At 72.1% G+C, this 26979-nt stretch carries 29 protein-coding genes and 1 pseudogene; 8 read left to right on the plus strand and 22 right to left on the minus strand.

The window, feature by feature from the left end; translation table 11 throughout:
• Positions 1-54: 54 nt before the first annotated feature.
• The 7 genes and pseudogenes from ACFQO7_RS14990 to ACFQO7_RS15020 form a co-directional block, all read right to left on the minus strand.
• On the minus strand, positions 55-306 hold the full coding sequence (locus ACFQO7_RS14990; protein WP_376807031.1) for a Beta-galactosidase C-terminal domain: 252 nt from the start codon (positions 304-306) through the stop codon (positions 55-57).
• Positions 289-648 (minus strand): annotated as a pseudogene (locus ACFQO7_RS14995) (beta-galactosidase trimerization domain-containing protein); the annotation flags it as partial. The pseudogene ACFQO7_RS14995 and the gene ACFQO7_RS14990, both read right to left, overlap by 18 nt.
• 21 nt (positions 649-669) lie before the next feature.
• Positions 670-1347, minus strand: a complete 678-nt coding sequence (locus ACFQO7_RS15000; protein WP_376806893.1) for a YesL family protein — start codon at positions 1345-1347, stop codon at positions 670-672.
• The gene (locus ACFQO7_RS15005) at positions 1340-2887 is read right to left on the minus strand and encodes a GH39 family glycosyl hydrolase (RefSeq protein ID WP_376806894.1); all 1548 of its coding nucleotides are present in this window, start codon (positions 2885-2887) and stop codon (positions 1340-1342) included. Before ACFQO7_RS15005 ends, ACFQO7_RS15000 begins: the two co-directional genes overlap by 8 nt.
• 66 nt (positions 2888-2953) lie before the next feature.
• Positions 2954-4588 (minus strand): ABC transporter substrate-binding protein, encoded by a 1635-nt coding sequence (locus tag ACFQO7_RS15010; protein ID WP_376806895.1) that lies wholly within the window; start codon positions 4586-4588, stop codon positions 2954-2956.
• Positions 4589-4638: 50 nt separating this feature from the next.
• Positions 4639-5526 (minus strand): carbohydrate ABC transporter permease, encoded by an 888-nt coding sequence (locus tag ACFQO7_RS15015; protein ID WP_376806896.1) that lies wholly within the window; start codon positions 5524-5526, stop codon positions 4639-4641.
• Positions 5523-6512, minus strand: coding sequence for an ABC transporter permease (locus tag ACFQO7_RS15020; protein WP_376806897.1), 990 nt, complete (start codon positions 6510-6512; stop codon positions 5523-5525). Before ACFQO7_RS15020 ends, ACFQO7_RS15015 begins: the two co-directional genes overlap by 4 nt.
• A 313-nt stretch (positions 6513-6825) precedes the next feature.
• Here ACFQO7_RS15020 and ACFQO7_RS15025 point away from each other — a divergent pair, with 313 nt between their 5' ends.
• Positions 6826-7881: a LacI family DNA-binding transcriptional regulator gene (locus tag ACFQO7_RS15025; protein ID WP_376806898.1), complete on the plus strand. Its 1056-nt coding sequence runs from the start codon at positions 6826-6828 to the stop codon at positions 7879-7881.
• Positions 7882-7887: 6 nt separating this feature from the next.
• On the plus strand, positions 7888-8892 hold the full coding sequence (locus tag ACFQO7_RS15030) for an acetylxylan esterase (protein WP_376806899.1): 1005 nt from the start codon (positions 7888-7890) through the stop codon (positions 8890-8892).
• Between the two features lie 110 nt (positions 8893-9002).
• On the opposite strand, the gene ACFQO7_RS15035 is transcribed toward ACFQO7_RS15030, so the two are convergent.
• The 4 genes from ACFQO7_RS15035 to ACFQO7_RS15050 all read right to left on the minus strand — a co-directional run bounded on the left by ACFQO7_RS15035 (position 9003) and on the right by ACFQO7_RS15050 (position 11578).
• The gene (locus ACFQO7_RS15035; protein WP_376806900.1) at positions 9003-9452 is read right to left on the minus strand and encodes a hypothetical protein; all 450 of its coding nucleotides are present in this window, start codon (positions 9450-9452) and stop codon (positions 9003-9005) included.
• The gene (locus ACFQO7_RS15040; protein ID WP_376806901.1) at positions 9449-9970 is read right to left on the minus strand and encodes an RNA polymerase sigma factor; all 522 of its coding nucleotides are present in this window, start codon (positions 9968-9970) and stop codon (positions 9449-9451) included. The genes ACFQO7_RS15035 and ACFQO7_RS15040 overlap by 4 nt, the downstream gene beginning before the upstream one ends.
• 116 nt (positions 9971-10086) lie before the next feature.
• The gene (locus tag ACFQO7_RS15045) at positions 10087-10668 is read right to left on the minus strand and encodes a DUF305 domain-containing protein (protein WP_376806902.1); all 582 of its coding nucleotides are present in this window, start codon (positions 10666-10668) and stop codon (positions 10087-10089) included.
• A gap of 103 nt (positions 10669-10771) precedes the next feature.
• On the minus strand, positions 10772-11578 hold the full coding sequence (locus tag ACFQO7_RS15050) for a lytic polysaccharide monooxygenase (protein ID WP_376806903.1): 807 nt from the start codon (positions 11576-11578) through the stop codon (positions 10772-10774).
• A gap of 254 nt (positions 11579-11832) precedes the next feature.
• On the opposite strand from ACFQO7_RS15050, the gene ACFQO7_RS15055 reads away from it, so the two are divergent.
• Positions 11833-13236: a serine/threonine-protein kinase gene (locus ACFQO7_RS15055; protein ID WP_376806904.1), complete on the plus strand. Its 1404-nt coding sequence runs from the start codon at positions 11833-11835 to the stop codon at positions 13234-13236.
• 97 nt (positions 13237-13333) lie between these two features.
• Here ACFQO7_RS15055 and ACFQO7_RS15060 read toward each other — a convergent pair whose 3' ends face one another.
• On the minus strand, positions 13334-14251 hold the full coding sequence (locus ACFQO7_RS15060) for a LysR family transcriptional regulator (protein WP_376806905.1): 918 nt from the start codon (positions 14249-14251) through the stop codon (positions 13334-13336).
• A 72-nt stretch (positions 14252-14323) separates the two neighbouring features.
• Here ACFQO7_RS15060 and ACFQO7_RS15065 point away from each other — a divergent pair, with 72 nt between their 5' ends.
• Together ACFQO7_RS15065 and ACFQO7_RS15070 are read left to right on the plus strand one after the other, a co-directional pair.
• Positions 14324-15232 carry a cyclase family protein gene (locus ACFQO7_RS15065; protein WP_376806906.1) on the plus strand — a complete coding sequence of 303 codons (909 nt, stop codon included), beginning with the start codon at positions 14324-14326 and terminating at the stop codon, positions 15230-15232.
• A 16-nt stretch (positions 15233-15248) separates the two neighbouring features.
• The gene (locus tag ACFQO7_RS15070) at positions 15249-15542 is read left to right on the plus strand and encodes a CBU_0592 family membrane protein (protein ID WP_376806907.1); all 294 of its coding nucleotides are present in this window, start codon (positions 15249-15251) and stop codon (positions 15540-15542) included.
• A gap of 125 nt (positions 15543-15667) precedes the next feature.
• Here ACFQO7_RS15070 and ACFQO7_RS15075 read toward each other — a convergent pair whose 3' ends face one another.
• The 4 genes from ACFQO7_RS15075 to ACFQO7_RS15090 all read right to left on the minus strand — a co-directional run bounded on the left by ACFQO7_RS15075 (position 15668) and on the right by ACFQO7_RS15090 (position 18686).
• Complete coding sequence (locus tag ACFQO7_RS15075) at positions 15668-16933, minus strand: RNA polymerase sigma factor (RefSeq protein WP_376806908.1); 1266 nt, start codon at positions 16931-16933, stop codon at positions 15668-15670.
• A complete protein-coding gene (locus ACFQO7_RS15080; RefSeq protein ID WP_376806909.1) occupies positions 16930-17295 on the minus strand; it encodes a YciI family protein in 366 nt (121 codons plus the stop codon). The genes ACFQO7_RS15075 and ACFQO7_RS15080 overlap by 4 nt, the downstream gene beginning before the upstream one ends.
• Before the next feature lie 124 nt (positions 17296-17419).
• Positions 17420-17923: a GNAT family N-acetyltransferase gene (locus ACFQO7_RS15085; protein ID WP_376806910.1), complete on the minus strand. Its 504-nt coding sequence runs from the start codon at positions 17921-17923 to the stop codon at positions 17420-17422.
• Positions 17924-17957: 34 nt separating this feature from the next.
• Positions 17958-18686, minus strand: coding sequence for a sulfite exporter TauE/SafE family protein (locus ACFQO7_RS15090; RefSeq protein WP_376806911.1), 729 nt, complete (start codon positions 18684-18686; stop codon positions 17958-17960).
• 124 nt (positions 18687-18810) lie between these two features.
• Between ACFQO7_RS15090 and ACFQO7_RS15095 the strand changes: the two genes are divergently transcribed.
• A complete protein-coding gene (locus ACFQO7_RS15095; RefSeq protein WP_376806912.1) occupies positions 18811-19029 on the plus strand; it encodes a hypothetical protein in 219 nt (72 codons plus the stop codon).
• Positions 19030-19139: 110 nt separating this feature from the next.
• Here the strand turns inward: ACFQO7_RS15095 and ACFQO7_RS15100 are convergent, their stop codons facing one another.
• The 6 genes from ACFQO7_RS15100 to ACFQO7_RS15125 form a co-directional block, all read right to left on the minus strand.
• Positions 19140-20330: a hypothetical protein gene (locus tag ACFQO7_RS15100; protein WP_376806913.1), complete on the minus strand. Its 1191-nt coding sequence runs from the start codon at positions 20328-20330 to the stop codon at positions 19140-19142.
• Between the two features lie 292 nt (positions 20331-20622).
• On the minus strand, positions 20623-20817 hold the full coding sequence (locus tag ACFQO7_RS15105) for a hypothetical protein (RefSeq protein WP_376806914.1): 195 nt from the start codon (positions 20815-20817) through the stop codon (positions 20623-20625).
• Between the two features lie 189 nt (positions 20818-21006).
• Positions 21007-22002, minus strand: coding sequence for an aldo/keto reductase (locus ACFQO7_RS15110; RefSeq protein ID WP_376806915.1), 996 nt, complete (start codon positions 22000-22002; stop codon positions 21007-21009).
• Positions 21999-22571, minus strand: a complete 573-nt coding sequence (locus tag ACFQO7_RS15115; RefSeq protein ID WP_376806916.1) for a LutC/YkgG family protein — start codon at positions 22569-22571, stop codon at positions 21999-22001. Before ACFQO7_RS15115 ends, ACFQO7_RS15110 begins: the two co-directional genes overlap by 4 nt.
• Positions 22558-23991: a lactate utilization protein B gene (locus ACFQO7_RS15120; RefSeq protein ID WP_376806917.1), complete on the minus strand. Its 1434-nt coding sequence runs from the start codon at positions 23989-23991 to the stop codon at positions 22558-22560. The genes ACFQO7_RS15115 and ACFQO7_RS15120 overlap by 14 nt, the downstream gene beginning before the upstream one ends.
• Before the next feature lie 141 nt (positions 23992-24132).
• Complete coding sequence (locus ACFQO7_RS15125) at positions 24133-24813, minus strand: (Fe-S)-binding protein (protein ID WP_376806918.1); 681 nt, start codon at positions 24811-24813, stop codon at positions 24133-24135.
• Between the two features lie 124 nt (positions 24814-24937).
• Here ACFQO7_RS15125 and ACFQO7_RS15130 point away from each other — a divergent pair, with 124 nt between their 5' ends.
• The gene (locus ACFQO7_RS15130; protein ID WP_376806919.1) at positions 24938-26245 is read left to right on the plus strand and encodes an enolase C-terminal domain-like protein; all 1308 of its coding nucleotides are present in this window, start codon (positions 24938-24940) and stop codon (positions 26243-26245) included.
• Positions 26238-26975, plus strand: coding sequence for an SDR family NAD(P)-dependent oxidoreductase (locus ACFQO7_RS15135; protein WP_376806920.1), 738 nt, complete (start codon positions 26238-26240; stop codon positions 26973-26975). The genes ACFQO7_RS15130 and ACFQO7_RS15135 overlap by 8 nt, the downstream gene beginning before the upstream one ends.
• The last annotated feature ends 4 nt before the right edge of the window (positions 26976-26979 follow it).

Consider the following 26979-nt stretch of genomic DNA (forward strand, 5'->3'; position numbering starts at 1 on the left):
GCGTCCACAAAAACGGATCATCGCCGGTGACCGACGGCACTCGCGCCTAGTGGATCACAGCGAGGCGTCGCATCGGATCACCATGACACCCGCAGGATCGAGGACCAGCGGCCGGCCGCGCGACATCCGCTGCCCGCTCAGCAGATCGAGACCGGTCGCACAGGCGACCACCTCCACCGCGGCCGTCGCATGGTTGAGCAGGAACAGCAGCCGGGTCCCGTCCGGCGCGACCCGGACGGCGGTCTCCAGGTCGGGCACGTCGGCGTAGGGGCCGACGATGCCATGCCGGGACAGGACCTGCCGCATCACCCAGGACACCTCGTCCTGATCGAGTCCCGCGCCGACGTACCACCCGTGCCCGGCCCCGAACGTGTTGCGGGTGACGGCGGGCGTGCCCGCGTAGAAGTCGGCCCGGTAGGTGCCGACGACGTCCGCGCCCTGCGGGATGACCAGCTCGAACAGCAGCCGCGACGCGACTTCGCGTTCCTCGCCGCCCGACGACAGCAGGACCGGGTTGACGACGTCGGCCTCGCGGGCGTCCCACTCGTCGACCCGTACCCCCGTCAGCGTCCCGAGCGGGCCGGGCACGTCGGTCAGGAACACGTTGTCGTCCTCGTCGACCCGCGCCGACAGGAACGTCGTCACGACCGAGCCGCCGCGCGCTCAGGCTCATGCGGTGAACTCCGTCCGGATCTGGCCGACCATCGGGCGGCAGTTGCGCAGCAGCACCAGGACCAGCGCCGCGCCGAACAGGGTGAGCACCGCCTCGGACAGCTGCACGGTCAGCCCGGCCGCCGCGACGAGCACGCTGAGGTTGCCGAGGGTCACCGCGGGGCGGCGGACGAGGAAGTACGAGGCGAGCCGGGCGGCGTCGCGGACCCGGAACGCGAACAGCGACGTGATCACCAGCAGGTTCGTCGCCCACAAAGCCGCCACCACGGCGAGCACGACCAGCAGCCCCGCCCACCAGCGGGGCACCGCCGCGGCGTCGAGGTGGGCGAGGTTGACCGCGACGACGGCCAGCCACAGCAGCAGCGGAGCCCAGACCCGCAGCACCGGCCCGGCGTTGAGCCGGTAGCCGCGCCAGAACGCGGACGCGGGCGTGAGATCGGCCAGGTCGGCGCGATGGTGGTGCAGCGTGTACAGGGCGGCGGACACCGCCGGGCCCAGGGGCAGGGCGCAGGCGGCGTACAGCGGGATGTTGCTGGTGTCGTGGGCCAGCAGCACCAGCGGCACCAGCCCCGGCAACGTGGTCAGCAGGAGCAGCAGTTCGACGACGAGCAGCGTGTAGATCAGCGCCGCCGCCCGCGACAGCACGCCGTGGCCGAACCGGACGGTCTCAGTCATCGGTTCGCCCCGAGGGCTGCGGGGCGGGGCGGCCCAGGCCGAGCAGGCGGTCGTCGTCCCACCAGGGCGGGGTCTCGTCGACGACCGGGGTCAGCTCGACCAGGGTCACCTCGTGCCGGGACAGGACCAGGTCCAGCTCGACGCAGCCGCCGACCCGCGGCAGGCTGCGGTGGCTACGGGCCGGTTCGGCGGCCTCGTACAGGTCGGCGAGCTGCCGGGAGCCGGGTGAGGCCGGACGGCCCATCTCGCACCAGGCCGCCCAGGCGTTGCCGGCCTCCTCGCTGACCGACGAGCGGCTCATATACACCGACGCGGTGCCTAGCCCGCCGATCGGGATCGACAGGCGCAGCGTGTGGCCGTCGACGGGCGGGCCGCCGGTGACGTCGACCGGGGCCCAGGCCAGCACGGTGACCCGGCCGGTGCCGTCGCGGGTCACCAGGTGGTCGCCGCCGCGGGTGAGCACGTGCTCGCCCATCCGGGCCATGAACGCGTACAGGTGATAGGTGGGTTTGCGCAGCTGCCGGTGGGTGAGCAGGCCGAAGCCGCCGTGGAACAGCGACGCCGGCACACCCACCTCCTCGAACATGTCGGAGAACGTCCAGTACGAGAACGAGTCGACCAGGTCGCCGCCGTTGGCCAGCACCGGCGCGAGGTACGCGGCGTGCAGGGCCGTGTCGTGCACCGGGTTGTCGGGCCGGTAGGAGGAGTTGAACTCGGTGATGTGCACCGGCAGCCCGGCCAGCCCGGTCGCGGCCAGCAGCTCGCGCGGGGTGGCGAACTGCTCCAGCAGCCGCTCCGCCGGGGCCAGGGTCTGGTGCACCCCGAACGGCACGTGCTGGGCGGGCCCCGAGGTGTACGCGTGTTTGCTGACGAAGTCGCAGGGCACCCCGCGGCCGTCGACGAACTCCGCGAACGAGATCAGCCAGTCGTCCGCCCCGGGCGAGATCGCCGGCCCGCCGACCTGCAGCGACGCGTCGACGGCCTTGACCACGTCGGCGCTGACCTCGTACAGCCGGTGGTAGGCGTCGCGGTCGGCGCCGGCCCAGAACTCCTTGAGGTTGGGCTCGTTCCACACCTCGATCGGCCAGGTCCGCACCTGCTCGATGCCGTACCGGTCGACCAGGTGCGACACGGTCGCCCGGACCAGGTCGGCCCACTGGTTCCAGGAGCGGGGCGGGGTGACGTTGCCGGCCCACCAGAACACGGTCTGCTCGCCGGAGGCCAGGGCGGCGGGCATGAAGCCCAGCTCCAGGAACGGGCGGATGCCGAGGTCGAGGTAGGCGTCGATGACCTGGTCGACGTACGTGAACGCGTAGCGGGTGCGGGTCGCGCCCTGGTACTCGTACGGCCGGCACACGCCGACTCCGTCGGACAGCAGGCCGTGGCCGCGGATGTGCCGGAAGCCGATGTCGCGCTGGATCATCGCCAGCGAGTCCTGGTAGTCGCGCCGCAGAGCCAGCTCGAACCGGCCGGTGCCGACGCAGAAGCGCCAGGCGTCGGACAGCCGGCCGGAGGCGGTCTCGGGTACGTGGATGCGCATGGCGGTTCCTCCGCGTCGGTGCGAACGGCCCGGCCGCGCCGGCGCGCGGCCGGGCCGGGACTCGGGTCAGCCCCGCTGCTTGGCGAAGCGGTCGTACGCCTTGTTGACGAGCTCGATGTAGGCGTCCATGTTCTTGGCCTTGAGCTCGCCGACGTAGGCGTCCCATTCGGACAGGTCACGCTGGCCGAGGATGAACTTGAGCGTCATCTGCGCGACGTGGTCCTTCAGCGGCGTCTCCCACAGCGTGGCCTGCTCGGCCTCGGCGTCCTCGTACGGGTGCGGCGGCGGCACCGGCAGGATCTTCCGGGCGTCCATCGCCTTCTGGTACTCCAGCTCCTCGGCCGAGAACGTCGACTGCAGCAGCGCGGTGGTGCCGCCGTAGGCGAACACGCCGTTGCCGAAGCCGAAGTCCTTCTGCAGGTGCTTGGTCGCGGTCGGGTTGAGCTTGACGTAGTCGACGTCGGGCGCGAGCGTGAACTTGCCCGAGGCGTCCTTGTTGTAGGTGGTGCCGGGCACGCCCCACTTGGCGAACTCCTGGCCGGCGTCGGAGTAGTACAGCCAGTCGATGAACTGCATCATCGCGACGAAGTTCTTGCTGTCCCGGGCCTTCTTGGAGATCATGACGCCGTTCTCCAGCCGGCTGCCGGCCTTGACCTCGCCGGCCGGGCCGGTCGGCTGCGGGATCTTGACGATGGTGGCCTTGGGCTGGGTCTCGGCCATCGTCGGCCGGTACTTGTTGACCAGCTCCTGCGCGTTGGCGCTGATCACGAACGACTTGCCGGTGGCGAGCTTCTGGATGGCGGTGTCGTCGTCCTGGGTGAAGCTCTCCGGGTCGAGCAGGCCCTCCTTCACCAGCTTGTTCAGGTAGGTGACCATCTGCTTGTAGCCGTCGGTGGCGCCGGTGAAGACGAACTTCTTGGCGCTGGCGTCCCAGTAGTCGTTGCGGTAGCCCCAGCCGCCGTTGGTGCTGAACGCCTGCGACATGTAGTTGAACAGCGAGCCGCCGGGCGTGGGCTTGCTCCACCGGTCCGACATCGGATACTGGTTCGGGTACGCGGCCTTCATCGCCTTGAGCATCGTGTACACCTCGTCCCAGGTCTTGGGCACGGTGAGGTTGAGCTGGGCGAGGATGTCGGTGCGCACGCCGAGCGAGTAGTCGGTCCACACGTTCTCGTGCAGGCCCGGCAGCAGGTAGAACTTGCCGTCGAGCTGGCGCAGCTGGTCGATGTCAGGCTGCAGGTTCCACTTGGCGATCTTGTCTTTGAGATTCGGCATCAGGTCGAGGTAGTCGCTGACCGGCAGGATCGCCCCCGACGCCACGAACGGCGTCTCCTGGCCCGGATAGGTCTTCGGGATGATCAGCGGTGCGTCGCCCGCGCCGATGAGCAGGCTGCGCTTCTGCTCGTAGTCCGACAGCGGGACCGCGGTCGGTGTCAGCGTGACGCCGGTGCGCGCGGTCAGCTCGGACCAGAACAGCCAATCGTTCTTGAGCGGGTAGTTCGGGTGGTTGTTGTACAGGATCGAGAAGTTCAGCGCCTCGGTGGCCTTGAACTGCGAGTTCACGCCGTAGTCGGCCATCGCGCCGACGCGGTTGCCGGACAGGTCCTCGGAGGTCGGTTCCTCGCCGGTGCACCCGGCAAGGGACACGGCGAGCAGCGCGGCCGCGAAGGCCGCGACGCGTCTGCGGGAGCGGGTAGCCATCAGAAATCGCCTTTCCGGTCGATAAGTGGAATGTGCTACTTGCAGCCGGTTCACCCCTTGACCGCCCCGAGCATCACGCCGGACACGAAATACCTCTGGACGAAGGGGTAGACCAGCAGGATCGGCACGACGGTGAGCACGATCGTCACGGCCTGGATGTTGGCCGCCACTTGCAGATCCGCGTCCGCTGCGCCGACGGAGCCGGCCCCGGTCGCGCCCGCGATGAGATTGCGCAGGTAGACGGTGACCGGGAACAGTTCCGACTGGTCCATGTAGAGGAAGGCCGAGAACCACGAGTTCCAGAACGCCACCGCGTAGAAGAGCACCATCGTCGCGATCATGGCCTTGGACAGCGGCAGCACGATGCGCCACAGGATGCGGTAGGTGTCCAGGCCGTCGACGGCGGCGGCCTCCTCCAGCTCGGTCGGCATGGACTCGAAGAACGCCTTCATGACCAGCAGGTTGAACACGCTGATCGCGTTGGGCAGCGCGATCGCCCACACCGAGTTCTTCAGCCCGAGGCTGGTGACCAGGATGTAGTTCGGGATCAGGCCGCCGGAGAAGAACATCGTGAACACCGCGATGCCGACCAGCGCCGAGCGGCCGCGCAGCTGCTTCTTCGACAGCACGTACGCGTAGCAGGTGGTCAGGGTGATCGCGACAGCCGTTGCCACGACCGTGTAGAAGACCGTGTTGCGGTAGTTGGCCCAGAACATCTCGTCGGCCATGACCAGCTTGTACGTGTGCAGGTTGAACCCGCGCGGCACCAGGCTGACCTGCCCGGCGCGGATGTACGCCTCCTGGCTGAGCGAGCGCGCGACCACGTTGACGAACGGGTACAGCGTCACGATCACCACGAGTGTCAGCACGACCGCGTTGACGGCCTGGAACACCCGGTAGCCCCGGGTGACCCGCATCCGGCGGGGTTTGCCGGTCACCACAGGCTTGTCCCCACCGCGCGGCGGGCGATGAGGTTGGCCGTCAGCACCAGCGTCAGGCCGATGACGGCCTCGAACAGGCCGATCGCGGCGGCGTAGCTGAAGCTGTTGGACAGCACACCCATCCGGAACAGGTACGTGGAGATCACGTCGCCGGTGGGGTAGGTCAGCGGGTTGTACAGCAGCAGGATCTTCTCGAAGCCGACCGCCATGAACGTGCCGATGTTCAGGATCAGCAGCGTGATCATCGTCGGGCGGATGCCGGGCAGGGTCACGTGCCAGGTCTGCCGCCACCGGCTCGCTCCGTCGATGCGGGCCGCCTCGTACAGGTCGGAGTCGATCGTGGTCAGTGCCGCCAGGTAGAGGATGGTGCCCCAGCCGACGGTCTGCCACGCCTCCGAGGACACGTAGATGGTGCGGAACCACTCGGGCTGCTGCAGGAACGGGATCGGGTCGCCGCCGAACGCCCGTACCACCTGGTTGGCCGTGCCGTCGACGGACAGCAGCTGCATGACCATCGCGGCGACGATCACGACCGACAGGAAGTGCGGCAGGTAGGACACCGACTGCACGAAGCGCTTGAGCCGGCGGCTGGTCAGCTCGTTGAACAGCAGCGCCAGCACGATCGGCAGCGGGAAGCAGACGATCAGGCTCAGCACGCCGAGGATCAGGGTGTTGGTGAAGACGTTCCAGAACGTCGGGTCGTTGAGGAACATCTCGACGTAGCGCAGGCCGACCCAGTACTCCCCGAGCGGGTTGCCGCCGGGCTGGAACTTACGGAACGCGATGACGTTGCCGATCATCGGCAGGTAGCGGAACACCGCGAAGAACAGCAGCGGCAGCACCGCCAGCGAGTACAGCTGCCAATCCCGGCGCAGCGCCCGCCGCCAGGTCAGCCGCCGGGCGCGAACGGGCGGCGCGGCGGGCGGCGGTTTGCCCGCCTGCGGCGTGGACCGCGGCGGGTCCAGCGTCCCGGGCACGCTCATCCTCAGACCTCCCCTGTTCGCGCCGACGCATTTTTCGTGCGGCCCCGGCACGGTCCCCGACCCGCAGCGACTGCCGCACTTCGTGTTTCGCCGAAAGTTTCGGAAATATTGCGTTACCTGTGCCGGGCAACTTAAGCGTCCCATCGGGACGTGTCAAGGGCACGGAAGCGCTGACACAAACGATTGCAGTGCGTGATACTCCGGTGAGGACCATCGATCTGGACGATCCCCATCGCCGAACACTCTGGCCGAAAATGCCGATCGTGATTTAGAGTTCGGTTCCGAAACTTCCGAGGCAGCGGTGAGGCGACACATGACGAAGGCCCGTCCGAGCACCGGCCCCGGCACGGTGACCATCGCGACCATCGCCGACGAGGTCGGTGTCTCCACCGCCACCGTCTCCAAAGTCCTCAACGGACGACTCGACGTCTCCGCCCTGACCAGGGCCCGCGTCGAAGCCAGCCTCGAACGCCACCGCTACCGCCGCCGCGCCAAACGCCAGCCCACCGGCGCGGGCCAGATCGACCTCGTCTTCCACGAGTACGACTCCACCTGGGCCATGGAGATCATCCGTGGCGTCGAGACGGTCACCGTGCCGGCCCGGATCGACCTCGTGCTGTCCCAACTCCAGGGCCGGCACCGCCCACCCCAGGAATGGCTCGACGGCGTCGTGGCCCGCCGCCCCCGCGGCGTGCTGTTCGTCCAGTGCCACCTCACCGAACCCCAGCGCCGCCAACTGCAACGCCGCGCGATCCCGTTCGTCGTCATCGACACCGACAGCGCCACCTCCGCCTCGGTGCCCACCGTCGGCGCCAACAACTGGAGCGGCGGCCTGATCGCCACCCGCCACCTGATCGAACTCGGCCACCGCCGGATCGCCGTCATCTCCGGACCGACCGACGTGCTGTGCAGCCGCGCCCGCACCGCCGGATTCCGCGCCGCGCACGAGGAAGCCGGCATCGCCGTCGACCCCGACCTCGTCCGGCACGGCGCCTTCTACGTCGCCACCGGCCACGAGCACGCCCTGGACCTGCTCACCCGGCCCGACCGGCCCACCGCGATCTTCGCCCAGTCGGACATGCAGGCCATGGGCGTGCTGCGCGCCGCCCGGCAGCTCGGCCTGCACGTGCCCGACGACCTGTCCGTCATCGGCTACGACAACCTGCCCGTCGCCGCCTGGACCGACCCCGCCCTCACCACCGTCCACCAGCCGCTGCGCGACATGGCCGGCGCGGCCACCCAGATGCTGCTCGACCTCGCCGACAAGACCGACCTCACGACCAGCCGCATCGACCTGGTCACCGAACTCGTCGTCCGCGAGACGACCGCGCCACCCGCGCACCCGCGCCCGAACCCGACCTCCCGGTGAGGACCCATGCCCCTGTTCGACCTGCCGCTCGACCGGCTCCGCGACTACACCCCCGATATCGCCGAACCCGCCGACTTCGACGAGTTCTGGTCCGCCACGCTCAAGAACGCCACCGCCCAGCCCGTGCTCGGCGACGTCCGCCCCGTGCGGACCGGCCTGCCCCTGCTCGACACCTGGGACGTCACCTTCAGCGGCTTCGGCGGTGACCCGGTACGCGCCTGGTACACCCGCCCCGCAGGCGTCGACACTCCGCTGCCCGCGGTCGTCGAATACGTCGGCTACGGCCGCGGCCGCGGACTGCCCCACGAGCGCCTGACCTGGCCCGCCGCCGGATACGCGCACCTGCTGATGGACGCGCGTGGGCAGGGCGGCCAGTACGGCAGCGGCGGCGACACCCCCGACCCGCACAGTGGCGCGCTCGGCGGACCGTGGCCGGCGACCCGCGGCATCCTGGACCCGCACGACTACTACTACCGGCGGCTCATCACCGACGCCGTCCGGGCCGTCGACACGGCCCGCGCCCTGCCCGGCACCGACGGCCGCGTCGTCGCCACCGGCAACAGCCAGGGCGGCGGGGTGGCGCTGGCCGTCGCGGGACTCGTGCCCGACCTCACCGCCCTGATCACCACCGCGCCGCTGCTGTGCGACCTGCAGCGCGCCATCGAGATCACCGACGCGCCGCCGTACGGCGAGATCGTGAACTTCCTCGCCGTGCACCGGGAGGCCGAGGACGCCGTCCGGCGCACGCTGTCCTATGTCGACGGCGTTTCGTTCGCGCGCCGCGCCGTCGCGCCCGCGCACTTCGGCACCGGGCTGCGCGACAACGTGTGCCCGCCGCGTGGCGTCTTCGCCGCCCACAACCACTACGGCGCGGCCAACGGCCGCCCGGAGCGGCCCGCGCGGGAGATCCACGCCTACCCGTTCAACCACCACGAAGGCGGCGAGGCCTACCAGGTCAAACGGCAGCTCACCTGGCTGTCGGAGCTGCTGCACGGCGATCGGACGGCGTGATCCCGCCATCCCGAGGCTCGCCCGCAGCGACGACATCGCTTCCTCTGCACACGAGCGCAGCCCCGTTCATGCGGTCCAACGGCATGAACGCGGCTGCGGCCCGGCGGCACTCAGCCGCCCAGTTCCCGCTTCCGGCGCAGCAGCGCGGCCCGCAGCGCCCGGGCCCGCACCAGGTTCCCTACCGCCACCAGGACCAGCACCACCACCATCGCGTACGCGGCCGCGTGCACCCCGCCCCGGGTCGCCGCCACCAGCACGGTCAGCCCCGCGAGCAGGCCGGTGGCGGCCAGCGCGAGCCACCCGGCGATCACCCGGTCGAGCGCGAACAGCGGCGTACGCCGGGTCAGCACCCACGCCCCGTAACCGGCCCAGCCCAGGCCGACCAGCACCAGCGCCCCGAAGGCGAGCTGCGTACGAACCGGCAGCACCGGCTCGGTCAGCCACAGCAGGCCGACGAACGCAGCCCCCAGCAGGCCGCCCAGCAGCGCGACAGTGGTCACCACCCGGCGGCGCAACGACAGCGGGCCGGACAGTCGGGAGATCAGTTCGTCGGCGTTCACGGGCGGCCTTCCTTCCGGTTCAGTTCCGCGCGCAGCAGCCGCCGCGCACGGTTCAGACGTGACTTCACCGTGCCGACGGGCACGTCACAGATCACCGCGCACGTCTCCAGCGGCAGATCCTCGACGTGGAACAGGATCAGCACCTCGCGCTCGCGGGCCGGCAGCGCCGCCAGCCCGGCCAGCAGCTCCGCCCGGTCCACCAGGGCCTCGGCGGGATCTGGCGTCACCGGTTCGGCGTCGGCGGCGACCTCGGGCCGGGCGTACTCCGCGCGCAGCCGGTTGGTCACCGCCCGCCGCGCGATGGTGAACAGCCACGGCGTGAACCGCTCCGGCTGCTGCAGCCCCGGCAGGCCGCGCACCACGGCCAGCCATACCTCCTGTGTCACGTCGTCGGCCTCAGCCGGGCCGATCATGCGCCGCACGTATCCCCACACCGGCGCATGCCAGGCCCGCACCAGCTCCGCGAGCGCGTCCCGCTCACCGAGCCGGCACCGCACCACCAGCAACTCGTCGCTCATACCCGCCTCCTCGCCCAGCACAGTCGCCGGACGGGCCGCCCAGGTTCACGCCGCCACGAAAAGACTCCGCCCATGCTGCCAGAGCAGCACCGGCGGAGCCCCGGAGATGACAGTGGTCAGGCGGCGACCATGCCGAGCATCTGCTTGATCTGTTCGGCGCGGGACAGGGTGATGCGGTTGGCGAGGTCCTTGACCTGCGGGTTGGCGCCGCCGTCGGTCTCCATGCGGGCCATCTCGACGGCGTTGTGCTGGTGGCCGATCAGCAGGTTCAGGAACGTCGTCTGGAACTGAGCGCCGGTGGCCTTCTTCAGCGCCGCCATCTCGTCCGCGCCGGTGATCGGCAGGCCGCCGTGCGAGGCGTGCGCGTTCGGGTGGTGGTCCGCGGTGGTCGTCTCGCCCCAGCCGGTCAGCCAGCCCTGCATGACCTCCAGCTCGGTGGTCTGGGTGACCTCGATCGCGCCCGCAAGCATCGCCACCTCCTCACTGGTCCCCCGCGTACGGGCCAGCTTGACCATCTCCAGGCCCTGCTGGTGGTGGGTGACCATCATCTGCAGGAACATCACGTCGGTCGCGTTGAACGTCGCGTCGGCCTTGGGCGCGACGGGGACCTGGTAGGCCGCCGGCTCGGGCGCGGCGGTGCCGCAGGCGGCCAGCAGGGTGAGCGCTGCGGCGGCCAGCGCGATCCGGAACTCTCTCATCGTCGGTGTCCTGTTCGGAGGCGGCGTGACCGCCGGGCGGGGGTGCGGGGAGGCGGAGCGGTGACCGGCGGGCCGCACGGGGGGACGGCCCGCCGGAAGCTCGTCAGATCGGCAGCCAGAGCGCCAGCGTGTAGTACGAGGGCTCCCACGTGACGATCGAGGTGTGCGACTGCCGGCAGCGGTACCGCACGCCCTGGTAGGTGACCTCGTCGCCGGTCCGGTACGTGGTGCCCGGGGCCCACTCGGCACCGCCGGGCACGGTGCCCGTCGGGCGGGGCGTCGGCGAGATTGCCGGGCTCGACGGCCGCACCGTCGGCCGGGTGCTCGGACGCGCGGTCGGCGACGCGCCAGGCCGGGCCGTCGGCGACGGGGCGGCGGTCGGCGACGGAGCCGGGCCGCCCCCGCCGATCTGCAGGTCGATGCAGTTGTAGAAGGCCATCGGGGTGTCGCCGATGTTCCAGATCGCCAGCAGCTTCTGCCGGCCGCTGAACCCGGCCAGGCTCACCTGGTGCGACACGGTCGCGTTGGGCTGGCGGCCGCCGTCCTCGAAAAACGCGATCCGCCTGCTCCCGATGTAGTACTCCCAGCTGCTGGTGGAGTGCCGGGCGGTGAGCACCCAGTTGAACGTCACCGAGGAGCCGACCGAGGTCGCCGGCCAGTTGCGGCTGTCGTCGTTCAGCACGGCGAACTGCGCCAGGCCGCCGTGGCAGTTGCGCTGGCCCTTCGGGCCCTCGACGCTCTGCGGCTCGTACTGGATCGGCCCGCAGTCGGCGACCCGGCCCGACGCGCACAGCGCCTGCCGGCTCGGGGGCGACGAGACGTACCCGTGGGCGGACGCGGGCGAGGCGATCGCCAGCGACGCGGTCACGAGACCCAGCGCCATCAGCGGGTAGGCGACCAGTCTTCGCATGGGGTGAACTCCGTTCCTGCCGGGGGCACACGCGGCCGGCAACCCGGCTCGCGGGGCGGCGGCGTGCGGCGGTGACCGCGGTGCACGGCCGATGACCCAACGCTACGGAGGACTCCCTTGTGGAGACCTTAAGCAGCCCACAAGATCCGCCTAAACCTGAACCGGACCGAGTCGGCTTCCCGACGCGGACGGGTGACGTCGGCCGGAATCGGTTTGTGGGCCGCGGGAACGGGTAGAGCCACACGATGGGCCGAATGCTGGGCGCCCGGTACCGGGTCGATGAGGAGATCGGGCACGGTGGCATGGCCACCGTCTGGAGTGGGCAGGACCTGCGCCTGCGCCGTCCGATCGCGGTGAAGATCCTGGACCCGGCGCGATTCGCCGACACCGCGACGCGGCAGCGCTTCTGGCGTGAGGCGCAGGCCGTCGCCGCGCTGCCGCACCCGCACATCGTCGCCGTGTACGACGTCGCCGTCGAAGCCGCCGAGGCGTACGTGGTGATGGAGCTGGTCGACGGGCCCAGCGTGCACACCCTGCTGCAGGACGGCCCGCTGCACCGCGACCAGGCCGTCGGCATCGCCGTGCAGACCTGCGCCGCGCTGGCCGCCGCGCACTCGGCCGGCATCGTGCACCGCGACGTCACCGCCGCGAACCTGCTGGTCAACTCGTCGGGCGTGGTGAAGGTGTGCGACTTCGGCATCGCCGCCTGGCAGGAGGCGGCCTACCCGTCGCTGGTCGCCGGCACCCGCGGCTACACGGCACCCGAACAGGCCGCCGGGGGCCCCGTCGACGCCCGCACCGACGTGTTCGGGCTCGGCTGCTCGCTGTACGCGATGCTCACCGGCGCTCCCCCACCCGCCGGGCACGACGGCAAGATCGTCCGCGACGACCTGCTGCGCGCCGGGGTGCCCGAGCCGCTCGCGGAACTCACCGGACAGCTGACCGCGGCCGACCCCCGGCACCGGCCGGGCAGTGCCGAGCAGGTCGCCGCGCAGCTGCTCACGATCGGCGAAGCGATCGTGCCCGACCCGTACACGACGGCCCAGCTGTCGGACACCCTCGTCTCCGCGCCGGTGTCGCCATCCGGGAACGCCTCGCCGCGCGGCACATTGGTCGGAGTCGCGGCCGTGCCACCTCCCGCACCCGCCCGGCCCGAGCGCGTGCGGTCTGCCCGCCCCGACCGGCCCGACCGCTGGCTGCGCCCGGTGCTGTGGGGCACGGCGGCCGTGGTGGCCATCGTGGCCGGTCTCATGCTGATCGTGCTCGCCTCGGCGGGTGCACCGACCGGCAACGCCGCCGACGTGGGGCCGTCGAGCAACGCGGGCCCGCCGAACGCGGCGGGTGCGACCCGCCCGGCCGCTCCCAAGCCGTCGGCCGCCCGGCCCGCCGACCCGCTCGCGCAGCTGCGGCAGGAGATCGACCGGCTGGCGCGGGCGGGCGGGATCGCCGGCAAGGAGGCATCCGAGCTGCGTAAGCAGGTCCAGGAGATCGAGAAGCGGCTGCGCCGGGACGGGGACGGCGAGGCCGCCACCGAGGCTCGCGAACTGCTGGCCAAGCTGCGTGACATGCGCGGCGACGGCGACCTCTCCGACGGCGCGTACCAGGTGCTCGAGCCGATCGTCGGCCGCCTCACCGCAACCCTCGCCAACAACGCCTAACCCCGCAGCTCACAGCGTTGCGAGGAAAGGAAGGGCACCTTCTACAACACATGGCGATAAGAAGGTGCCCTTCCTTTGTCACGACGGTTGGATTGTCCTAGGAGGATGGGGCGGTGTCGTGGGCTCGGGTCGTGATGGCGGCAGCGACCAGGCGGGCGGCGGGGCTGGGTTCGTGGCGACCGCGGCGGTGCATGAGGTCGAGGCGGCGGGCGCCGACGAGCGGGGTGGTGATGGCGCGTACGGCGGGGTGCTGCTCGGGCAGGGCCAGGGCGGGGACCACGGCGGCGGCCAGGCCCGCGGCGACGACGGCGAGTGCGGCGGGGAACTCCAGGCACTCGTGCCGGCGGTCGAGGGTCAGGCCGTGCTGGGCGCAGACGCGGTCGAGCACACGGCGCACGGCGGTGTCGGGCGGGCCGTCCACCCAGGGGCGGTCGCGCAGCACGTCGAGGTCGCTGACCGGTCCCCAGCGACGCGGCACCACGATCCGGTAGGGGTCGTCGAACAGCTTCACGGTGCGCAGTCCGGCCGGGTCGCGGGCCGGTGCGGCGGCGTCGGACTCCGTGATCAGCAGGTCCAGTTCGCCGGTACGCAGCGCCGCGCGCCCCGGCTCGGGCTCGTACTGCCGGATGCGCAGCGCCACCGCGGGCGCGCTCTCCCCCAGCTCGGCGGCGACCGGCACGACCAGGTGCCGGATCGCGGTCGGGAACGCGCCGACGGTCACCGGCCCGGCCACCTGCCCGGTGAACGCGGCCAGTTCGTGCTCCGCGGCGGCGAGCACCTGCCCGAGCTTCGCGGCGTGCCCGGCCAGCAGCCGCCCGGCCGGGGTCAGCCCGGCGGCCCGCCGCCCGCCGAGCTGCGAGCGGTCGAGCAGGGTCACTCCGGTCTCCGCCTCCAGCCGTGCGATGTGCTGGGACACCGCCGACGGGGTCAGATGCAGCACCGACGCGGCGGCGAGCACCCCGCCCGCGTCGGCGACGGCACGCAGCACGGCGAGGCGGCGCGGGTCGATCTGCATTCAGTCAGGCTACATGCCGCATGAAGAGATCGTCGCTTGTGCTGTATGCCGACATCGGCGGATCATGGAGACATGACCGAGTACCGGGCGTCCTTCGACGCGGACGTGACCTTCTCCAACGGCGGCGGACTGCAGGTCCAGGGCTTCCGGCTGGACGTGCCCGGCCCGGACGTCACCGCCGACGACCTGGCCGGCCTGTTCGTCGGCCACCTCGGCCTGCTGATGGTGGACCAGGTGCGGCTGTCGGGGGTCGAGGTGTTCGCCGAGGCGCACAAGGGGTCGCGTGGCGGCCCGTCCGCCGGCGCCGCCACCGGCGCGGGCACCCGGCTGGTCGACCTGAGCCACGTCATCGAGGCCGGGATGACCACCTACCCGGGGCTGCCGGGACCAGAGATCCTGCCGCACCTGACCCGCGCCGACTCGCGCGGCGTCTACGCCGAGGGCACCGAGTTCACCATCGACCGGATCAGCATGGTCAGCAACACCGGCACGTACATCGACAGCCCGTTCCACCGCTACGAGGGCGGCGTGGACCTGGCCGGGCTGCCCCTGGAGTCGCTGGCCGACCTGCCCGTCGTGGTGGCCCGGCTGACCGGCGCGACCGAGCGGGCGATCACCGCGCAGACGCTCGCGCCATACGACGTGGCCGGCAAGGCGGTGCTGCTGCACACCGGCTGGGACCGGCACTGGCGCACCGCCGAGTACGGCGTCGCCGCGCCGTACCTGGCCGAGGACGGCGCGAACCACCTGGTCGCCGCGGGGGCGACGCTGGTCGGCATCGACAGCGTCAACATCGACTGCACCGACGGCAAGACCCGGCCCGCGCACTCGATCCTGCTGCACGCGGGCATCCCGGTCCTGGAGCACCTGACCGGGCTGGGCGGGCTGCCCGTACACGGGGCCCGGCTGCACGCGGCGCCCGCCCCGGTGCGCGACTTCGGCACGTTCCCGGTGCGGGCGTACGCGCTGGTGCCGCGATGAGCACCGGGGCTCTGCCGTGAGCGGCGAGCTGCTCGTCGAGGTGGTCGGTTGGCTGGGGGCGGCCGCGCTGCTGCTGGCGTACGGGCTGCTGTCCAGCGGGCGGATCGCCGCGGGGACGACGTACCAGCTGCTCAACCTCGCCGGGGCGGTCGCGCTCGCGGTCAACGGCGTCGTGCACCGGGCGCTGCCGTCGGTGGCCGTCAACGTGGTCTGGCTGGTCATCGGCCTGGCCGCCCTGCGCGGCCTGGCCCTCCACCGCCGCCGCGCCGGCGGGGCCGACACCGCGCCGAACCCCGACCAGCCCGCCTGACCGCCCCAAGCCTGGCCGCAGGCCATGCGCCTGGCCGCCGCCCCGGCGGCCGGGCCGCCCGCCCCGGTCGTCGAACCGCTGCCGAACCGCAGCTCAGCGGCACGCGCCGTCAGGAAGGGCACCTTCTACAACGCGGAGCGTGGTGAAGGTGCCCTTCCTTCGTTCTGGGCGGCGCGGGTGGTGAGGTGGCGGCGTTCGGGGAGGTTGGCGGCGAGGGCGGCGGCGGCCCGGTAGGCGGTGGCGGCGGAAGCGTGGTCGCCGGCTTGTTCGAGCAGGTGGGCCCGGGTGGCCAGGAGGCGGTGGTGGTGGGACATGCGCGGGTCGCTGTCGAGGGTGGCGAGCAGGTCCAGAGCCGTGCGAGGGCCGTGGACGTGGCCCACGGCGACGGCGCGGTTGAGGGTGACGGCCGGGCTGGGGGCGACCTGTTCCAGCAGGGTGTAGAGGGCGAGGATCTGAGGCCAGTCGGTGTCGGCCATGGTGGCGGCCTCGTCGTGCACGGCGGCGATGGCGGCCTGGAGCTGGTACGGGCCGACCTGGCCGCGGGGTAACACCTCGCTGATCAGGGCCACGCCCTCGGCGATCCGGGCCTGGTCCCACCGGCCCCGGTCCTGCTCGGCCAAGGGGACGAGGCCGCCGTCGGGCGTGGTGCGGGCGGGGCGTCGGGCGTCGGTGAGCAGCATCAGGGCGAGCAGGCCGGCGACCTCGGCGTCGTCGGGCAGCAGACGGCGCAGCCAGCGGGTGAGGCGGATCGCCTCGTCGGACAGCTGCGGGGCGGTGAGGTCGGGGCCGGCCGTGGTGGCGTACCCCTCATTGAAGATCAGATAGAGGACCTGCAGCACGGCCCGCAGGCGGCCGGCGCGCTCGGCGGCGTCGGGCATCGCGAACGACGCGCCCGCCGCCTTCACGCTCGCCTTGGCCCGGCTGATGCGCTGCGCCATGGTCGCCGTCGGCACCAGGAACGCCGTGGCGATCTGCTCGGTGCTCAGACCGCCGACCGCGCGCAGGGTCAGCGCGACCTGGCTCGGCGCGGCCAGCGCCGGATGGCAGCACAGGAACAGCAGCGTCAGCGAGTCGTCGCGGTCGGGTGCGGCGTCGGCGGGCGCGCCGACCAGCGCCGACTGGGGCGTGGCCAGGGTGACCGACTCCTCGCGGCGGCGGCGGGCCGACTCGCTGCGCACCTCGTCGAGCAGCCGGTGCGCGCCGACCGTGATCAGCCAGCCGCGCGGGTTGTCCGGCACCCCGCCGACGGGCCACTTCTGGGCGGCGACCAGCAGCGCCTCCTGCACCGCGTCCTCGCAGGCGTCGAACATGCCGTAGCGGCGCGCCAGCACGCCGAGGACCTGCGGCGCGAGTTCGCGCAGCAGGTCCTCGACACGCCGGTCGACGATCACAGGTCGTTGCCCGGGGCCTCGTGCAGCACCGGCCACAGCTCGACCGGGTCCTTGTCGGTCCACGGCATGTCCGCCGCGATCTCCTCGGCGCGCTGCTGGCTCTCGCAGTCGAGCAGGTAGAAGCTCGCGATGTACTCCTTGGTCTCCAGGTACGGCCCGTCGGTCACCGCGGGCTGCCCGTCGGCGCGGCGCACCAGCTTGGCCATCGCCGCGTCGGCCAGCCCGTACGCGCCCAGCAGCTCGCCGGTCTCCTTGTACTTCTTGTTCCAGGCGTCCTGCTTGGCGATCTCCGCCGGAAACTCGTCCGCCGGGATCGAGGCCCACTTCTCCTGGTTGCCGTAGATCAGAAGCAGGTACTTCATCGTGGTCTTCCCTCCGGTCCGGCGAGCCCCGTCGGCCCGCCCTCACCTCACGGACGGAGCCGGCGCGCCGGTCTCTACATCCGCCGGGAAATTCTTCCAAGATTTTTTGGCGGGTACGCGTCGATCACGGTTTCCGCAGGTCGTAGCGCCAGTCGTTGCTGAGCATGAGGCTGCCCGGCGGGTACTCGAAGTCGTACGGCCCGACCAGCTCGAACCCGGCCTTGCGGCAGATCGCGTTCGACGGCAGGTTGTCCACCCCCGGGTACGCGTGCAGCCAGCGGTGCCGCCCGTCGGCCCGCGCCGCCTCGATCAGCGCCCGCGCCGCCGCGACGGCGATGCCCCGGCCCTGGAACTCCGGCAGCACGCTCCAGCCGGTCTCGTACACCTGCTCGCCCTGCCACTCCCGGTCCCAGTGCCCGATGGTGCCAGCCGGCTCGCCCGTCGCCGCCAGCGCGACCCGGAACATGCGGCCGTGCGGCAGCGCCAGGTAGCGCCGGTGCCGCGCCAGCACCTTCTCCTCGGTCTCCGGGCCGCCGAGGTGCTTCTTCATCTCCGGCGTGTTGACCCGGCGCAGCAGGTCGAGATCGTCGTCGGACCACGGGACGAGGCGTACCAGCTGATCAGTCACGCCGTCCACCCTGCCCCAACCCTGCGACATCCGGCTACAGCGCCCCGGCCCCGGCCTTGACCAGCGCCGCCGCCGAGCTGACCACCAGCGCGCCCAGCACCATCCGGCGGAACGTCGCGGCGTCGAACCGGGCGAACACCCGGTTGCCCACCCAGCCGCCCAGCGCCGCCGCGGGCAGGCCGACCGCCGCGACCAGCACCGCGCGGGCGCCGAGCAGGCCCGCCAGCGCGAACCCGACGACCGCGACCGGCGACACCGCGGCGAACAGCAGCGCCAGCGTGGCCCGGAACGCCCGCGGCTCCAGCCGCATCGCCTGCAGCGCCGCCACCAGCGGCGGGCCGTTCGTGGCGGTGGCCGTGGTCAGCACCCCGGACAGCAGGCCCGCGCCGCGCAGGCTCCAGCCGTTCGGCGCGATCCGCCAGCCCCGCCAGACGATCACCGTGCAGCCCAGCGTGACCAGCGCGATCGTGGCGACCAGCGCGCCCGACGGCAGCAGCCGCAGCGCGAGCACCCCCACCGGCAGCCCCGCCAGCACCCACAGCAGCAGCCGCCGCGACGCGCCGGCGTCGATGTGGCCGCGGTGCCCGTACGCGTTGCCGGCGTTGAGGCAGCAGCTCACGATCGTGGCGGCGACCACCGCGGGCTGCGGGTCGACGATCATCGCCAGCAGCGGCACGGACACCAGCGAGAAGCCGAAGCCCGAGATGGCCTGGGCGAAGGCCGCGACGGTGATCACCAGGAAGGCGAGCAGGTACAGGGTCACGGGCGGCACCGTACCCGCAGCGTGAGGCCGCCCGCGCTGCCCGTGGACAGAATGTGAACCAGTCCCCACCCGCGACCACGAAACTCGCAGGACTTCGACCAAGATCACTGCTACCGTCGCCGTCATGACAACGCTGGTTCAGGTCGACCTGAGATCCGGAAACCGGATGCTGACGTGCTGGGTGGAGCCCAAGGTCAGAGTCGGTGACCGGATCACGCTGAAGAGCTCCGAGGAGCCGCGCCGCCACTGGGACGTGCTCCGGGTCGGAGCGCCGCACGCCGCCGCCGACATCAAGCGCGGCTGGAACGGCGACCTCAAGCGCGGCTGGCGCGAAGCCCGCTGACCTCGCCGCCGCGTTTCGCGGCATGTTGATCACTGTTTGAGGTCATGATCTGCGGTTGGACCGCAGATCATGACCTCAAACGTCGATCTTCACGCCCTCGCGGGGCCCGCTCAAGGGCGCTTGGCGGGAAGGGTGTCGGCAGGGTCGGGTGAGGTGGCGGATTGCGCACCGGCGGGGTTGGCGCGCTGGTTGCGGGCCCGCTTGCGGCGGGACTTGTTCGACCCGTTGTGGAACCGCTCCACCGGCTCCTCGATCACCGGGTACTCGTCCTCCAGCACCTCGGGCACCGCGCGCGCCTCGCCCTCAGGCTCGCCGGCCTGCGTGGCGGCCTGGACGGGGGCGTCATCGGCGGCTGAGACCTCCGCCGCCACGGCCCGGCCGCGCGCACCGCCCATCGGCACCGCACCACTCATCGGCACCGCGCGGCCCGTCGGCACCGCACCACCGGCCCGACCGCCCTCCGGCCCCGGACGCTCGGATCGAGGGGCCGCCGATGGCGAGCCGGCACCCCGGCCGTTCGCCGACGGTAGGCCCGCAGCTCGACCGTTCGCCCTGGCCGGGCCCGCAGCGCGGGCGTCCGCCGGGGCGGGAATCGGCTCGACGTCGCGCTCGGCTTCAAGATCCGGCGCGAACTCCAGGTCCGACCCGGTCTGGGCCGTTTCCGGCTCGCCGACGGCCTTACGGGCGGCTTCATCGACCGGCAGGCGCTTCTTCGCCGTGTGCTTCTCCGCCTCGTCCACCGGCACGCGCTTCTTCGCGGACGCGACCGCGAAGAGCTCCCGCATCCCCACGGTCTCGCGCGGCTCGGGTTCGGGCTCCGGCTCGGCACTCGGGGCGGCCCCGTCGACGGCGGCCAGGGCCGCGGCGGCCAGTTCGTCCTTGTCGTGCTTGCGGCGGTGCGCGAGCGCCAGCTCGTAGTCGCGCTTGGCCTGGTACGCGTCGTCCTCGGTCTTCTGCCGGACCTCGCGCGCCTCCTCGTAGGCCTTGCGCAGCACTTCGAACGCGGTCCGGCGCAGCGTCTCGGCCTCCCGTTCGGCCATCCGCAGGATCGCCTGCACCCGGGGTCCGACGCCGGCCAGCGGCCGCGCCTCGGCGAGTTCGGAGGTCAGTTTGGAGATCTCGATCCGGGCGGCGCCGAGCTGGTTCTCCGCGATGGACAGCCGCTGGATCTCGGCGGCGAGCCGGCGCATGCGTCTCGCGGTGTCCTCGACGTAGGCATCCACCTCGTCCATGGAGTATCCCCACAGCGCGGTCGTGAACAAGTCCTCACTGCGCACCTGGTCAGCGGCGGTACGAGCCATGCCGTAAGCCTAGGCAACGACCCCCGCTCCACCGTGCCGAATCGAGCGATTCGCGCATTCCGGTCAGGACCGAACCGCCCTCCCCACCGGACGCCCCGAAGATCGCCCGACTTGCCAGGCACCTGTGCGAAAGCGCGTTCAAGATACGCACGCCTGCCAGGCAAGTCGAACGATCTTGGCGCTCACGCCGCCCAGGCCACGCCGGTCACGCCACGCCGCGAACCGCGCCACGCCGGTCGCGGGGCTCGCCGGTCGCGGGCTCGCCTGCCGGGCGTGCCGGACGTGCCGGGCCTCAGCAGGCGTGCCACTGGCGGCGGAGCACCTCCACGGCGGCGGTGAACTCCGCCCGATCCAGGACCGCGCCGCGGTGTGCGCCGATGGTCACGGGTTCGTCGAAGAACCTGGCGGGCAGCGTTCCGGCGGGCACGCCCAGCCGGTCGTTGATCTCCTGCTGGGCGCGCAGCCGGTCCCGCCCGAGGGCGAACACCCGCTTTGCCGACCGCGCCCAGCCCGGCGACGGTGCTGGTGACGAGTGCGACGGGCAGCCGGGCATCGGCCGGATCGACCGGACCGTCCAGGGCTTTGTGCAGGATGGACAGTGCCTGCAGCGGGCCGCCCCAGCCGAGCTCCGGCTCGGTGCACTGGCCGCCGCCGTCGAGGTCGAGGTGCAGGTAGGTCATGCCGGCAACGGGGCGTCGGGGCGCAGCAGGCCCTCGGCGACCAGCTCGGCCCACAACTGTGCGGGCGGCGTGGGCAGGGCGAACCACTGCGCGCTGCGGTTGACGTGCTCGGGTTTGCCCGCGCCGACCACGACCGAGGCGACGGCCGGGTGTGCGGCGGCGAACGCGAGCGCGGCCTGCGGCAGGGTCACGCCGTGGCGGCGGCAGGCGGTGGCGATGCCCTGGGCGCGGGCGAGGATGTCCGCGGGCGCGGTGCCGTACTCGTACGGCCGGGTCTCGTCCGGCCACTCCACGGCCAGCAGACCGCTGTTGAACACGCCGACGTTGAGCACCGAGATGCCGCGTGCCGTGCAGGCGGGCAGGATGTCGTCGAGCGCGGGCTGCTCCAGCAGTGTGTACCGGCCGGCGACCATGAGCGCGTCCACGTCGGTCTCGGTGGCGAAGCGGGCCAGGGTCGCCGGGTCCTTGGAGCCGACGCCGATCGCGCCGACGACCCCCTCCCGGCGCAGCCCGTCGAGCACCGGGTACGCCTCCCGCAGGGCCCGCTCGGGCTCCGGGCTCTCCTCCGGGTCGTGCATCAGCACGATGTCGAGGCGGTCGAGGCCCAGCCGGGCCAGGCTGTCCTCGATGCTGCGGCGCACGCCGTCGGCGCTGTAGTCCCACACCCGACGCCGGGTCGCGGGCACCGCGAAGCCGTTGGCCATGTCGTCGCCCGCGCCGCCCGGATCGTCGACGAGGATGCGGCCGACCTTGGTGGAGATGACGTACTCGTCGCGCTGGCGAGTGTTCAGGAAGGCGCCCAGCCGCTGCTCGGACAGGCCGAGCCCGTAGTGCGGGGCGGTGTCGAAGTAGCGGACGCCCGCCTGCCAGGCCGCCTCGACGGTGGCCGCGGCCTGCTCCGGCGATACGGCCCGGTAGAGGTTGCCGATGGACGCCGCGCCGAAGCCCAGCGCGCTGACCGCGACGGAGGAGCCGCCGAGCGTTCTGCTCATGAAAGATGCCTTTCCGGGGTTCGGTGAACGCGGACGATGTCGAGGCGGCGCGGCCCGTGCACGCCCTCGACCCGGTTGAGTTCGATGTCGCTGGTCGCCGATGGTCCGGAGATCATCGTCAGGGGACGGGTCGGATCGGGCAGCGCGGCGATCATGTCGGGCACGTCGGCGACGATCTGCGTGTCGCGTACCACGCAGACGTGGTGGTCCGGGACCAGCGTCAGCAGCCGCCGCCCCTGGCCCGGCCCGGCGTCGAGCACGATGGTCCCGGTCTCCGCGATCGCCACCGCGCACCCGGTCAGCACGGACAGGCCGGGCTCGTCCAGGTCGGCCGCGGTCAGCGAACCCGGCTCGCCGCCGTCGTGAAGGACGGGCACGGTCAACGACGCCGTCCAGTTCGCGGCCAGCCCAGACGGCAGGACCACCTTGGACGCTCCCGCCAGTAGCCGGGCGAGCAGTTCGGGCAGCTCGTCCTCGGCGCAGTGGTGCATACCCGCGCGGTAGTCGCCTGCCCGCTCGGCGAACAGGTCGGCGAGGCTCCCGCCGATCGGTACATCATCCCTGCTCATGGGTGCGCCTCCACCAGTCTCGGAAGGACTCCGCCGCGGGCAGCGGCGCGTCGCGGTACGCGGTCCAGGCCGACAGCGGCCACGGCGCGCGCCGCAGGGTGCCGCCCCGGCGGCGGGTCAGGGCGCGCAACGGCGCGGCCCCGGTGCGGGCGGCCCGCAGCGCCGCGCGCCATCGTCTGCGGTCGCGCATGACCCAGCTCAGGGTCGACATCGCGGCCCGCTCGGCGGCCGGCTTCGGCCCGGTCTGGCGCAGGTGCACCAGGATCTCCGGGATGTTGATTTTCACGGGGCAGACGTCGTAGCAGGCCCCGCACAGCGTCGAGGCGTACGGCAGCGTCTTGTTGAACCCCGCCTCCTGCCCCGTGAGCTGTGGGGACAGGATCGCCCCGATCGGTCCGGGGTAGACGGAGCCGTAGGCGTGGCCGCCCGCGCGCTCGTACACCGGGCACACGTTGAGGCAGGCCGAGCAGCGGATGCAGCGCAGCGCCGCCCGCCCGACCGGGTCTTGCGCTACCTGGGTGCGGCCGTTGTCCAGCAGCACGATGTGCAGCCGCCGCGGCCCGTCGCCGGGCGTCACCCCGGTGAAGATCGAGGTGTACGGGTTCATCCGCTCACCGGTCGACGAACGCGGCAGCAGCCGCAGGAAGTCGCCGAGGTCGGCGAAGCGGGGCAGCAGCTTCTCCACGCCGACGACCGCGATCAGCGTCTCCGGCAGGGTCAGGCACATCCGCCCGTTGCCCTCCGACTCGACGATGACCAGCGACCCGGTCTCCGCGATCGCGAAGTTCGCCCCGCACACCGCGACCTTCGCCGCCAGGAAGGTGCGCCGCAGATACTCCCGCGCCGCCCCCGCCAGCACCGCCGGCTCGTCCGACGTCGCGGTGAAGCCCGGCATGCGCCGCGCGAACAGCTCCCGGATCTGGCTGCGGTTGTAGTGGATCGCCGGAACCAGGATGTGCGACGGCGTGTCCTCGGCGAGCTGCACGATGAGCTCGGCGAGATCCGTCTCGACCGGTGTGATCCCGGCGGCCTCCAGCGCCTCGTTGAGCCCGATCTCCTGCGTCGCCATCGACTTGATCTTCACAACCTGCTCGGCCCGCTGCGCCTTGACCAGCTCGGTCACGATCGCGTTCGCGTGCGCCGCGTCGGTCGCGTGATGCACCGTCGCCCCGGCCGCCACCGCCGCCGCCTCGAACCGCGCCAGCAGCTCGCCCAGGTTGTCCAGCACCTCGTCCTTGACGGCCGCGGCCCGCTCCCGCATCGGCTCCCAGTCGGCGACCTCGGCCACCACCCGCGCCCGCTTGTCCCGAATGGTCCGCGTGGCCCGTCCCAGATTCGCCCGCAACTGCCCGTCGGCAAGCTCCCGCTCCGCCGCCACAGGGAACGGCGTGATCGCCACGATCGGCAGATCCCTACTCACCAGACCCCTCCTCGCCAGCGCGCGCCCCGCCCGCCAAGGTCAAGACGATCTTGCGTGACCTGTTGCCCGTCCGTCCGGATAGTGCGTGTCGTACCCACGGTTCACGCAAGATCGTCGCCGCGGAGTGGGGTGGGAGCGGGGTCATGAGAGGGCTCCGGTGGTGGCGAGGATTTCGGCGTAGTGGATAGGCACAGGGGCGGCGGGGTGGCGGGCGAGGCCGCCGCCGATGTGGGCCAGGCAGGAGTTGTCGGCGGCGGCCAGGTATTCGGCACCGGTGAGGGCGGCGTTGATGCATTTGTCGGTGAGCATGGCGGCGGAGACGGCGGCGTTCTTGAGGGCGAAGGTGCCGCCGAAGCCGCAGCACTGTTCGGGTTCGGGCAGGTCTACGAGTTCCAGGTCCTTTACCGCGCGGAGCAGGGTGGTGGGGCGGTCGCCGAGGCGCAGGGATCGCAGGCCGTGGCAGGTGGGGTGGTAGGTGACGCGGTGGGGGAAGGTCGCGCCGACGTCGGTGACGCCCAGGACGTCGATGAGCAGTTCGGACAGTTCATAGACGGGCAGGCCGGTGTGGGCGCGCAGGTGGGCGACGCAGGAGCCGGAGGGGGAGACGATGACGTCGTGGCCGGCGAAGGCGGTCTCGGTGAGGCGCTCGAGTCGCCGGGCGGGCGTGGCGTAGCCGGTGTTGGCGTGCATCTGGCCACAACACGACTGAGCGGCGGGGAAGGCGACCGTGTGGCCGAGCCGCTCCAGCACCGTCACCGTCGCTATCCCGGCCTGCGGGAACAGCGCGTCGTTGAGACAGGTGACGAACAGCGCGATCTTCACCGCGTGGGCACTCCTCCCTGGCCGGCATCTTGCTCTTGAGGCTAGATCCTATAGGATCCAGGATGTAGCCGGAAGGAGCCAAGCACATGCCGACCCACCACAGCCCACCCCGGGACGGGGCGCGATGAAGGTCATTGATCTGCGCGTACGCGACATCCGCTTCCCCACCTCCCGCCACCTCGACGGCTCAGACGCGATGAACCCGGACCCCGACTACTCGGCCGCCTACGTCGAACTGCTCACCGACGGCGGCACCGACGGGCACGGCTTCACCTTCACCATCGGGCGGGGCAACGACGTCTGCGCCGCGGCGATCGAAGCGCTTCGACCGTACGTGGTCGGCCAGGATCTGGACACCTTGGACCTCGGCGAGTTCGGCCGCCGCCTCACCCACGACTCCCAGCTGCGCTGGCTCGGCCCGGAGAAGGGCGTCATGCACCTGGCTGCCGGCGCCGTCGTCAACGCCGCCTGGGACCTGGCCGCGCGCCGGGCGGGGCTCCCGCTGTGGCGCTACCTGACCGGCCTGTCCCCCGACACCATCGTGGACTGCGTGGACTGGCGCTACCTCACCGACGCGCTGACCCCCGAAGCCGCCCGCGACCTGCTCACCGAACGTGCGCCGGGGCGGGCCGAACGGGCCGCGCAGCTCGCCGCCACCGGCTTCCCGGCGTACACCACCTCGGCGGGCTGGCTCGGCTACGACGACGCGAAGGTGACCCGGCGGGCGCTGCGCGCGGTGGCCGACGGGTTCGCCATGGTGAAGCTGAAGGTCGGCGCGGACCTCAACGACGACCTGCGCCGGTTCACCGCGGCGCGCGAGGCGCTGGGGCCGGACTTCCCGATCGGCATCGACGCCAACCAGCGGTGGGGCGTCGGCGAGGCGATCGGCTGGGTGAGCGCCCTGGGACACCTGAAGCCGTACTGGATCGAGGAGCCCACCAGCCCCGACGAGATCCTCGGCCACGCCGCGATCCGCGCCGGACTGGCCCAGGCCGGACCCGGCGGCACGCCGATCCGGGTGGCCACCGGCGAGCACGTGCACAACCGCGTCATGTTCAAGCAGCTGCTGCAGGCCGACGCGATCGACGTGGTGCAGATCGACTCCGCCCGGGTCGGCGGCGTCAACGAGAACCTGGCGATCCTGCTGCTGGCCGCGGCGTACGGCAAGCCGGTCTGCCCGCACGCGGGCGGGGTGGGCCTGTGCGAGCTGGTGCAGCACCTGTCGTTCTTCGACTACACGTCGGTGGCCGCCTCCCTGGACGGCCGGATGATCGAATACGTGGACCACCTGCACGAGCACTTCGCCGACCCGGTCCGCATCGTGAACGGCCGGTACGCCGCCCCCGAAGCGCCCGGGTTCTCGGCCAGGATGCATGAGGAGTCCCTGCTCCGCTACAGCTTCCCCGACGGTCCGGAGTGGAAAGATGAGTGAGTTCGCCGGCCTGGTGGCCGCGGTCACCGGTGGCGCGTCCGGCATCGGCGCGGCCGTGGCCGACCTGCTCGCCGACCGCGGCGCGGCGGTCGCCGTGCTCGACCGGGCCCCCGCCGAGGGCGGCCGGCACCTGGCCGTCACCGCCGACGTCACCGCGCCGCTGGACGAGGCGATGGCCCGGGTCGTGGACGGCCTGGGCAGCCTCGACATCCTCGTCAACTGCGCCGGGATCAGTGCCGTCGGCACGGTCGAGGACGCCGCCGACGACGAATGGCGACGTTGCCTCGACGTCAACGTCGTCGGCATCGCCCGCGCCAGCCGCGCCGCGCTGCCGTTCCTGCGCGGCTCGAAGAGCGGCGTGATCGTCAACATCTCCTCGATCGCCGCCACCGCCGGCCTGGTAAACCGGGCCGTCTACTCGGCGACCAAGGGCGCGGTGCACGCGCTGACCCTGGCCATGGCCGCCGACCTGGTCGGCGAGGGCATCCGCGTGGTCAGCGTCGCGCCCGGCACCGTCGACACGCCCTGGGTGACCCGGCTACTGGCCGGGGCCGACGACCCGGCCGAGGAGAAGCGCAAGCTCGCCGCCCGCCAGCCCACCGGCCGCCTGGTCACGGCCGACCAGGTCGCCGAGGCCGTGGCCTACCTGGCCTCGCCGCGCTCCGGCGCGACCACCGGCACCTCGCTCGCCGTCGACGGCGGCATGAGCGGCCTGCGCCTGGTCCGCTGACCGG

The organism is Catellatospora aurea, assembly GCF_042663325.1.
GTDB lineage: Bacteria > Actinomycetota > Actinomycetes > Mycobacteriales > Micromonosporaceae > Catellatospora > Catellatospora aurea.

Coding starts and splice junctions, on each gene's coding strand:
- ACFQO7_RS14990 (WP_376807031.1), bottom strand. CDS start 306: ATGCGGCAGGTCCTGTCCCGGCATGGCATCGTCGGCCCCTACGCCGAC.
- ACFQO7_RS15000 (WP_376806893.1), bottom strand. CDS start 1,347: ATGACTGAGACCGTCCGGTTCGGCCACGGCGTGCTGTCGCGGGCGGCG.
- ACFQO7_RS15005 (WP_376806894.1), bottom strand. CDS start 2,887: ATGCGCATCCACGTACCCGAGACCGCCTCCGGCCGGCTGTCCGACGCC.
- ACFQO7_RS15010 (WP_376806895.1), bottom strand. CDS start 4,588: ATGGCTACCCGCTCCCGCAGACGCGTCGCGGCCTTCGCGGCCGCGCTG.
- ACFQO7_RS15020 (WP_376806897.1), bottom strand. CDS start 6,512: ATGAGCGTGCCCGGGACGCTGGACCCGCCGCGGTCCACGCCGCAGGCG.
- ACFQO7_RS15025 (WP_376806898.1), top strand. CDS start 6,826: ATGACGAAGGCCCGTCCGAGCACCGGCCCCGGCACGGTGACCATCGCG.
- ACFQO7_RS15030 (WP_376806899.1), top strand. CDS start 7,888: ATGCCCCTGTTCGACCTGCCGCTCGACCGGCTCCGCGACTACACCCCC.
- ACFQO7_RS15040 (WP_376806901.1), bottom strand. CDS start 9,970: ATGAGCGACGAGTTGCTGGTGGTGCGGTGCCGGCTCGGTGAGCGGGAC.
- ACFQO7_RS15045 (WP_376806902.1), bottom strand. CDS start 10,668: ATGAGAGAGTTCCGGATCGCGCTGGCCGCCGCAGCGCTCACCCTGCTG.
- ACFQO7_RS15050 (WP_376806903.1), bottom strand. CDS start 11,578: ATGCGAAGACTGGTCGCCTACCCGCTGATGGCGCTGGGTCTCGTGACC.
- ACFQO7_RS15055 (WP_376806904.1), top strand. CDS start 11,833: ATGCTGGGCGCCCGGTACCGGGTCGATGAGGAGATCGGGCACGGTGGC.
- ACFQO7_RS15060 (WP_376806905.1), bottom strand. CDS start 14,251: ATGCAGATCGACCCGCGCCGCCTCGCCGTGCTGCGTGCCGTCGCCGAC.
- ACFQO7_RS15065 (WP_376806906.1), top strand. CDS start 14,324: ATGACCGAGTACCGGGCGTCCTTCGACGCGGACGTGACCTTCTCCAAC.
- ACFQO7_RS15080 (WP_376806909.1), bottom strand. CDS start 17,295: ATGAAGTACCTGCTTCTGATCTACGGCAACCAGGAGAAGTGGGCCTCG.
- ACFQO7_RS15095 (WP_376806912.1), top strand. CDS start 18,811: ATGACAACGCTGGTTCAGGTCGACCTGAGATCCGGAAACCGGATGCTG.
- ACFQO7_RS15100 (WP_376806913.1), bottom strand. CDS start 20,330: ATGGCTCGTACCGCCGCTGACCAGGTGCGCAGTGAGGACTTGTTCACG.
- ACFQO7_RS15110 (WP_376806915.1), bottom strand. CDS start 22,002: ATGAGCAGAACGCTCGGCGGCTCCTCCGTCGCGGTCAGCGCGCTGGGC.
- ACFQO7_RS15115 (WP_376806916.1), bottom strand. CDS start 22,571: ATGAGCAGGGATGATGTACCGATCGGCGGGAGCCTCGCCGACCTGTTC.
- ACFQO7_RS15130 (WP_376806919.1), top strand. CDS start 24,938: ATGAAGGTCATTGATCTGCGCGTACGCGACATCCGCTTCCCCACCTCC.
- ACFQO7_RS15135 (WP_376806920.1), top strand. CDS start 26,238: ATGAGTGAGTTCGCCGGCCTGGTGGCCGCGGTCACCGGTGGCGCGTCC.